Source organism: Microcoleus sp. S13_C5 (genome assembly GCF_036700845.1).
Lineage (GTDB): Bacteria > Cyanobacteriota > Cyanobacteriia > Cyanobacteriales > Microcoleaceae > Microcoleus.
The window spans coordinates 1-8,353 of the sequence record NZ_JAUBPR010000191.1; the positions used below are offsets into that span (position 1 = coordinate 1).

Below are 8,353 nucleotides of genomic sequence, written 5' to 3' on the forward strand. Positions count from 1 at the left end.
ATAAATAGTCTAAATGAAAGCTCATTACTCTAACTGTATTGGTTGAGCTATTTTACACCATAAACTCAGGAGAGCCGGATAAATTAAATTCCCGATCCGTGTTCATCAGCGCTTTAACAAAAATTTTTAAATTGTCAAGACGCACAATCAAGCGACACTCATTTGAGTTAACTCAAATGAGTGTCACCAGAAAAAGCGACTGTTAACCAACCGCGACGTTTAGTTATTCATAGATATAGCCACGGAAAAACAGAAACAAAATTTTCCGGCTAAATAACCCAAGCTAAAAGTTAAATTACTCGGACACAAACATGGAAGTTTCCACCTTTGAAATCCTCGCAAAGCCGATCGCACCTCCGATTGGTGGCCTTGAGGCTGTTGCTCGCCGAGTCGTTCAGGGATACTTTCTCACCATCTCCAATCTCGAAGCGATAGACTTGCGATATCGGATTGAGTTTACCGTTAGCTTACCCGTGCCGGCAGATCCTAATAAAATAATCATCTTGCTTCCCCCGGACAAGCAGAACGTTTCCTTAGTTGTTGATGTTGAAGGCGCTAACATCGACGTAACTCTGACTCAGGTAAAACCGCAGGTATATAGTGGGGTTTTCAAAATACCCGCTCACAAAACAGCATCTGTTGAATTGTTACCAAAAATCCCACAAGTTCTGACTCCAGGTTTGTTGGAAGTGCGCGGATATGTCTCACTCTTTTTGCCAGCAATCTTCAAATTTCCCAAGTCTGTACCCCAAAGCACAAAACCAGTCAAGGTGTTATTGAATCCCGAAATTCGCGGTACTTTCTTGCCGAATGGTTTCCCATCAGTACCTAATCCTTCACCAGACTTCGATCAAATCAATTACACTTTAGCGATCGCCAGTGGAAAAGGCTTGAACGAAATTCCTCCTGAACCAGGCAAACCAATTATCATCGGGCCAATCCTTGAGCCGCTTTTGGAACAGTTACGCAACGGTAATTTGGACTTGGCTAGTTTGGAAGCAGACAATTCAGAAAAAGCTCAACTGCTAGTGCAACTGCTGGCCCAACTCGATGCCAATGATGTCAATTTGAAAGAGCTAAATACAGTGATGGATAAATTCGATATTCCTGTCAGAATGTCTCGCGGCTAGAAGTGTTAAATGGTAAGTAACTGTAGGGTGGGCAATGCCCACCTTACGTTTACTTACGTTTAATTACGCCCACTTATACACTTACTGAGCTTTATTCAAATGTCGAACTCATTTAAATTTCAGCCTGTTTCTTTTAGTTGGGTAGCTGTTCATCCGCAGCCCAAAGGTGTTGTTCAATTTATTGGTGGAACTTTTTTTGGTAGTTTGCCAACTTTGTTTTATCGATATTTTTTACAGCAGTTGTTTGAAGAAGGTTATACCGTAGTGGCTTTGCCATTTAGATTTACTTTTCGTCACTGGCCCATCGCTATTGGGTTATTAAAAGAGCAGGAGATACTGAGAACAGAACTGACCCAGATTGCTCAAAGATTAGGCTATGAAAGCGAAATTTATCAAGAACCATCGAGTTATTTTTGGGTTGGTCACAGTCTGGGATGCAAGTACATTGCTCTTTTAGAATTTTTAAGCGACGATCGGTATCCAAATATTGTGGAGAAATTCTGCGATCGCCCTGACTACGAACAGATTCACAGCTTAATCGAAAATCTGGGCATCGACCGACCTTCAATTAAAGACCAGCCGTCCTTATTAATTGCTCCTGATATCAGCAATACAGAGAGCGCTATTCCAGTGCGATCGCTAGCAAAACTGTTAGACAAATTCCGCTTAGGAGTGTTACCAACCCGAGAACAAACTCAATGCTTTATTGCTAATAGTTCTCTGTTTAATTTGACTGCAATAATTTCTTTCGATCGAGATGATATTGCTGGTTCTACCAATGATATCAACAAAAGTCCAGAACAACAAAAAAACAGCGATGTACTTTGGCTCATACAACAGCTAAGTAATAGAAAATTGCCTTTATTGAGCCAGGAAATAGAAGGCAAACATTTAGAGCCTGTTGGTATCAAAATCGGTAATTATATTGTTGACCTCAATCCTTGGGATAAATTCATCAAACCTCTGAAAAGCCGATTTCTTGAATATTGGTCTGTTCATTTTTTGGATGCTTTGAAAAAGCGGTTAGGCGCTTAACATTGTATAAACTGCCAACTCACCCTCAATTTTCAGCCATCTGCTGAACCCCAGCAATAATTTTACTCACTGTTTCCGCGTCTGGCGATCGCAAATGCTGCAAAATGTTTAAAGATTGCTGTAAATAATTCAAAGCTTTGTCAAAATCTCCCTGCGATGCCAACAACTGTCCTAACATGGCGAAAGTAGCAGCTTTCCCTTGAACATCGCCAATCTTTTCCTGAAGTTCGAGAGATTCTTCATACAGTGCGATCGCCTTGGCTACTTCCCCTTGATTCGCATAAATTCCTGCTCGTTGGTGCAAAGTAGCAGCTTTCCCTTGAACATTGCCAATCTTTTCCTGGCGTTGTTGAATTGAGGTACGATAGAGCGAGTGAACGATTCACAAAAACCAATTAACTGAAAGCCCAAGCCAATGAAATGTCATGAATGTCAGTCAACTCATGTTAATCAAAATGGGCAGAAGAAAGGCAAGAAAAATTATATTTGTGTTGACTGTGGCAGGCAATTTAGAGAGGGCTATCAAATCCACCATGGTTAGGCGCAAGAAGTTAAATATGAATGCCTAAAAATGTATGCCAATGGGATGGGTTTTCGTGCGATCGAGAGAGTCAAAGGCCTGCATCACACGACAATAATTAATTGGGTCAAGCAAGTTGGAAAGCTGCTACCATCCGCTTACGATCCAGAGACAATTCCAGAAGTACGAGAAATAGATGAGCTACAAATCTTTGTCGGAGCCAAAAAACACACTCTGGGTGCCGCCAGCAGTAGATTACTTGAGACCAGGTATTCTCAGATGGGTATTAGGAGACCGAGGGTGCTAAAACGTTTGAACCTTTGTGGAATGTAGTCAGTAGAGGGGGATGCTATTTTTATGTGACGGATGGCCCGAAAGTTTATGCAATGTTTGTTCCAGATGGAAACCAAATTATCTGCAAAACTTACATGACTTGCGGTTGAAGATGAAAACACAAGATTAAGAAACCCGGATAGCTCGGTTAAAATGAAAGACTATTTGTTATTCTGGCATCCGACAACAAGGTGCTCAGATTTTCAATTAAAATACTTGTTCATTATTTCACGTTTAATGATGTTCCCCTTCCCTATTCAATTAATTATTTCGATCGAGCATTACTCACCGCACGCTCTCGCTAAACCCTACCCCAATTCAGCAACGCCATATCAGAAATTCTACCAGCATGAAGGTGTGTAAAAGTTTCAAAGCTTCTAACTTCTGAAAACAGATTTCTGTAATGGCGACAATACTCTTCAATCAATTTCAAGGTTGAATTAGCTTGGCGAGGGTTAACCATAGACCTAGCTCTGGTTTGAGAGATTTTGTTCTATTATACTCTGTGGCTTAGTGACAGAAGAGGGGTAAGGAAGTGGGTTAGCAACAGTGTATTCCATCGCGGCTTGGAATTTGGGTAGAGAACGCGATATCATTTCTTCGTTGGCAGTAAAGGAAATTCGGAAGTAACCGGGTATTTCCTGGGGAGTTCCTGGTAAAACAAATATATCTTGACTTGCTAATAACTCCGCAAAAGCAAGGTCATCATCCCAAGGTGATTGCACCAAGAGGAAGAACGTCCCGTCAGGGTTATACAGGTTGTAACCCATATCCCGGAGTGCCTTCACCATCCGATCTCGCTTGTTTTGTAAATGCTCGATATTTATGTTTAGTTGCTCTAAGTCTCCTAAGGCATACTGCATGAGCACACTAGGATAACACCAACCAAAAGGACTTTGTTGTAGGAGGGCAATGATTCGTCTTATTTCTTCCCGATTAGGCATAGTGGGAGGTAAAGCAATATACCCTATACGTTGACCGGGTGCCATTAAAGTCTTACTATAGCCATATACTAACAAAGAAAATGGGTAAAACTGAGTAGGGCTGCAACAAGTCTGGTTGTCGAAAACAATGCGGCTGAAGGCTTCATCGGAAATAATATAAATAGGCTTGCCATAGCGCTTAGAAGCCTCGTTAAGTATACCACTCAAACCCTCCAGGGTACTAGCTGAAAAAATCTTACCTGTAGGGTTGTGGGGTGAATTTATAATGATTGCTCGAGTCCGTTCTGTAATTGCAGATGCGATTGCCTGCAAATCCATATCAAAGGTGTTTGTATCCACAGGCACACCCACCGGAACCGCACCGGTAAAATGCACCATACTCCTATAACCTAACCAGGGTGGAGTTAAAATAATTACCTCATCTCCCTCACCAGCTAACATTTGCAGACAAATCGCCAAACCAACTACAGTACCATTGGTCATAAAAATATCTTCAGGCAATATAGAAAGTCCGCGTTTATCCTGAAGAGCAGCGGATACAGTGATCCGTGATTGTGGAATATTTCCCTTGTAGCCATACCACCCTTGATTTTGCGGTACACTCCAACGCTGTAAGGCTTCTACAAACCCTGGAGGTGGTATTTCATGGGCATCACCGAAAGTAAAATCAATACTTTCCGGCTCAGTTCGGCGACTCATATAGGTCGCTTGGGCAAAAAATTGACTTATAGGGGTCTGGCAATCTAATAACTTTAGTAAGCGTGGTGAGATAAAGTGAGTCTTGCCTTCAATTGTTGGATCGGGGATAAGCTTATTTGGATTACTTCTGTCGTTCATAGTAATTGGGTAGTAGTGTATAGTAATTACAGGTCACGGAACTAGCCTTAACGATAAATTATACTCATGAACAAAATACCGTCACCCACATTCTTGACATTTATATCCTTGTTTACCACTTGTTTACCATAATTATGAGCGTATTTAATAATTTTTCCATAAGAACCTCTTAAACAAGTGATACTCATATATACTCAGGAGTATTAATATTATTTTATTAGTTTAACATTATCATGCACCACTACCAACTATCTCACTCTTTACTGCATTACGGCATCTGTTCGCAACAATTTGTAACGCCTCAGCATTAGAACCCAGTATCCTACACCGTCCACACAAACAAATCCCGGCGTTGCTGAATTGGCGTAGGGTTTAGCGAGAGCGTGCGGTGAGTAATGCTCGATCGGAATAATTAATTGAATAGGGAAGGGGAACATCATTAAACGTGAAATAATGAACAAGTATTTTAATTGAAAATCTGAGCAACTTGTTGTCGGATGCCAGAATAACAAATAGTCTTTCATTTTAACCGAGCTATCCGGGTTTCTTAATCTTGTGTTTTCATCTTCAACCGCAAGTCATGTAAGTTTTGCAGATAATTTGGTTTCCATCTGGAACAAACATTGCATAAACTTTCGGGCCATCAATCACATAAAAATAGCATCCCCATCTACTGACTACATTCCACAAAGGTTCAAACGTTTTAGCACCCTCGGTCTCCTAATACCCATCTGAGAATACCTGGTCTCAAGTAATCTACTGCTGTCGGCACCCAGATTGTGTTTTTTGGCTCCGACAAAGATTTGTAGCTCATCTAGTTCTCGTACTTCTGGAATTGTCTCTGGATCGTAAGCGGATGGTTATTAAAGTTCCCTCTTTTTCATCATCCCCGCTTGTTTCCCAATTTCCCGACAAGCCAAAAATCGCCAACAGTTCCTCTGTAGCAGCAACTGCATCTTGTCCTTCGACGCTGATGTGAATATCTGCCATTACTTTTGATTGCCACTCTACCTCATCTAATTATATCTCAGCAATTTATATGCGGGCGATCGCACTTAAACCTCCCTCTCTCATCCGATCGATCCCCTCTCCTCCAACAAAACATCCGCCCAAACAGCTTAAGTTTGGGACAGTGGGGGAACTGATACGGCGATATAATCTATTCTAAAGTCCTTGGCTGCGCGATCCTAAGCCCCATTTACTAACGCTTGTAAATCTACAATTGGTTCCGCATCACCCGCGCGCAAAGGCAACGGAGAAGATTGTGAAAATTAAATGCACAACCGCTTATCATTTGCATTAATTGTGGAACGGGCGTCTCGCCCGTTAAGTGAATCGTGGAAGGGAGAGACGCCCATTAAGTGAATCGTGGAACGGGCGTCTCGCCCGTTCTAAAATCTGCGATTAAAATTCCCTAAAAATCGCCATAACTGCTAATAGCCGCCTGCAACCTCCCAATCACTTCATCAACCGAAATCGCCCCCAACTCCCCAGAAGCGCGAGTCCGAATATTCAAACTATTCGCCTCAACCTCCTTCGCACCCACAACACCCATCACCGGAATTTTATCCTTCTCAGCATTGCGAATTAACTTGCCCAAACGCTCGCTATTCTCATCAGCTTCAGCGCGCATTCCGAGCATTTTCATCTTCGCCGCCACTTCCTTCGCAAACGGCAAAAATTCGGCGCTAACAGGCAACAACCGCACCTGAATCGGCGCTAACCACAGCGGAAAATCCCCTGCATACTGCTCAATCAAAATCCCGATCAAGCGTTCCAAAGAACCGAAAGGAGCGCGGTGAATCATCACCGGACGCTTGCGAGTGCCGTCTTCAGCAACGTATTCCAAATCAAAACGTTCGGGCAAGTTGTAATCTACCTGAACAGTTCCTAATTGCCATTCTCTATCCAAGACATCTTGGAAAATGAAATCGAGTTTCGGCCCGTAAAAAGCCGCCTCGCCAATTCCTTCAAAATAATTCATTCCCAAAGTTTCCACCGCGCGGCGGATTGCACCTTGAGCCTTTTCCCAAGCTTCATCGGAACCGATGTATTTCTCTAAATTGTTTGGATCGCGGAAACTCAAACGCGCCTTAAAGTTTTTCAGTTGCAGACTCTTGAAGACTGACAGAATCAAATCCACCACATTCAAGAATTCAGCATCCAACTGTTCCGGCGTGACAAATAAGTGGGAATCATCCACCGTAAAGCCGCGTACCCGCGTTAAACCGCCCAATTCTCCCGATTGTTCGTAGCGGTAAACTGTGCCGAATTCCGCTAAGCGCATCGGCAGTTCGCGATAGGAACGCAATTCGCTTTTGTAAATTTGAATGTGAAAAGGGCAGTTCATGGGTTTCATCACAAAACCCTGTTCATTTGCAGCAGCTTCCTCATCCTCCGCCATCAGCGGAAACATATCTTCTTTGTATTTCTGCCAGTGTCCAGAAATTTTGAACAAATCGACTCTGGCAATGTGGGGAGTCACTACTTGCAAATAACCGCGCTTGATTTGTTCTTGTTTCAAGTAATCTTCTAAAATACTTCTCAAAACAGTGCCTTTCGGCGTCCACAAAGGCAAACCTGGCCCAACTGGATCGGCAAAGATAAACAAGCCTAATTCTTTGCCTAATTTGCGGTGATCGCGCCTTAATGCTTCTTCTTTGCGGTGTTTGTATGCTGCTAATTGTTCGGGAGTTTCCCAAGCTGTGCCGTAAATGCGCTGTAACTGAGCTTTGGTTTCGTCCCCGCGCCAGTACGCGCCTGCTAGGCTTTCTAGCTCGATCGCCTTTGGATTCAACTCACTGGTATTATCCAAGTGAGGCCCAGCGCACAAATCCCACCATTCCTCGCCCAAATGGTAAAGAGTAATCGGTTCGATCAAACCTTCTAAAATTTCTAATTTGTAAGGTTCGTTAATCTCCTTAATTCTGCGTTCCGCTTCCTCGCGGGTGACTTCTTCGCGAATTACAGGCAATTTACGGTTGATGATTTTGATCATCTCTTTTTTAATGGCTTTTAAATCCTGTTCCGTAAAAGGTTCGGGAGTGTCAAAGTCATAATAGAAACCGTTTTCAATCCAAGGGCCGATAGTCACTTGCGCCTTGGGAAATAACTTCTGCACCGCCATCGCCATAACGTGGGAGGTGGTGTGGCGAATTTTTTTTAGTGCCTCCGACTCACTCGTGCGGGGCAACTCAATCTTAACGGACTCTTCTGGAGCGGACATGGATTCTGAGCTAGACATCGGCTGAATTAGCAATTAATTTAGTTGCAGTTGCTTCTATCTTACTCAGATTGGGACAGCAAGCGCCGACTTCAGGTTGGGGGACACCCTGGGAAATTACAGCAACGGCCCTGATGGTTGCGACGTTTAGTGCGGGACGCACTCCGACTCTCAGAAACCGGATTTTTTACTATTTTGGTCGGCTGTAACGAAGTAGCGCATGAAAAAATCCCTAACCACTCGTGATCTCGCGAACTAAGTAGTCAAACAAAATTAATTACACAAACAACTAATATGATATAATAAAAAATATCAAGTTGTGTTCAAAGAA

General features: G+C 42.8%; 7 protein-coding genes and 2 pseudogenes. 3 read left to right on the forward strand and 6 right to left on the reverse strand.

The window, feature by feature from the left end; all coding sequences use genetic code 11:
• The first annotated feature begins 311 nt into the window (after window positions 1–311).
• Both QUA04_RS27890 and QUA04_RS27895 read left to right on the forward strand, forming a co-directional pair.
• Window positions 312–1,130 (forward strand): hypothetical protein, encoded by an 819-nt coding sequence (locus tag QUA04_RS27890; protein WP_333263527.1) that lies wholly within the window; start codon window positions 312–314, stop codon window positions 1,128–1,130.
• Between the two features lie 99 nt (window positions 1,131–1,229).
• Window positions 1,230–2,165 (forward strand): DUF1350 family protein, encoded by a 936-nt coding sequence (locus QUA04_RS27895; protein ID WP_333263529.1) that lies wholly within the window; start codon window positions 1,230–1,232, stop codon window positions 2,163–2,165.
• A 25-nt stretch (window positions 2,166–2,190) separates the two neighbouring features.
• Here the strand turns inward: QUA04_RS27895 and QUA04_RS27900 are convergent, their stop codons facing one another.
• Window positions 2,191–2,469 carry a tetratricopeptide repeat protein gene (locus QUA04_RS27900; RefSeq protein ID WP_445242385.1) on the reverse strand — a complete coding sequence of 93 codons (279 nt, stop codon included), beginning with the start codon at window positions 2,467–2,469 and terminating at the stop codon, window positions 2,191–2,193.
• Window positions 2,470–2,580: 111 nt separating this feature from the next.
• Between QUA04_RS27900 and QUA04_RS27905 the strand changes: the two are divergent.
• Window positions 2,581–3,323, forward strand: a pseudogene (locus QUA04_RS27905) (IS1 family transposase).
• Between the two features lie 162 nt (window positions 3,324–3,485).
• Here the strand turns inward: QUA04_RS27905 and QUA04_RS27910 are convergent.
• The 5 genes and pseudogenes from QUA04_RS27910 to QUA04_RS27930 all read right to left on the reverse strand — a co-directional run bounded on the left by QUA04_RS27910 (window position 3,486) and on the right by QUA04_RS27930 (window position 8,185).
• A complete protein-coding gene (locus tag QUA04_RS27910) occupies window positions 3,486–4,799 on the reverse strand; it encodes an aminotransferase class I/II-fold pyridoxal phosphate-dependent enzyme (protein ID WP_333263532.1) in 1,314 nt (437 codons plus the stop codon).
• Between the two features lie 372 nt (window positions 4,800–5,171).
• Window positions 5,172–5,659 (reverse strand): annotated as a pseudogene (locus QUA04_RS27915) (IS1 family transposase); the annotation flags it as partial.
• Window positions 5,610–5,789, reverse strand: a complete 180-nt coding sequence (locus tag QUA04_RS27920) for a hypothetical protein (protein WP_333263535.1) — start codon at window positions 5,787–5,789, stop codon at window positions 5,610–5,612. The pseudogene QUA04_RS27915 and the gene QUA04_RS27920, both read right to left, overlap by 50 nt.
• 424 nt (window positions 5,790–6,213) lie before the next feature.
• Window positions 6,214–8,043, reverse strand: coding sequence for a threonine--tRNA ligase (gene thrS, locus QUA04_RS27925; RefSeq protein WP_333263538.1), 1,830 nt, complete (start codon window positions 8,041–8,043; stop codon window positions 6,214–6,216).
• A complete protein-coding gene (locus tag QUA04_RS27930; protein ID WP_333263540.1) occupies window positions 8,036–8,185 on the reverse strand; it encodes a hypothetical protein in 150 nt (49 codons plus the stop codon). The genes thrS and QUA04_RS27930 overlap by 8 nt, the downstream gene beginning before the upstream one ends.
• Between the last annotated feature and the right edge of the window lie 168 nt (window positions 8,186–8,353).

What these genes read in the sequence shown, in the direction of transcription:
- QUA04_RS27890 (WP_333263527.1), top strand. Translation starts at nt 312, where the DNA reads ATGGAAGTTTCCACCTTTGAAATCCTCGCAAAGCCGATCGCACCTCCG.
- QUA04_RS27895 (WP_333263529.1), top strand. Translation starts at nt 1,230, where the DNA reads ATGTCGAACTCATTTAAATTTCAGCCTGTTTCTTTTAGTTGGGTAGCT.
- QUA04_RS27910 (WP_333263532.1), bottom strand. Translation starts at nt 4,799, where the DNA reads ATGAACGACAGAAGTAATCCAAATAAGCTTATCCCCGATCCAACAATT.
- QUA04_RS27920 (WP_333263535.1), bottom strand. Translation starts at nt 5,789, where the DNA reads ATGGCAGATATTCACATCAGCGTCGAAGGACAAGATGCAGTTGCTGCT.
- thrS (WP_333263538.1), bottom strand. Translation starts at nt 8,043, where the DNA reads ATGTCTAGCTCAGAATCCATGTCCGCTCCAGAAGAGTCCGTTAAGATT.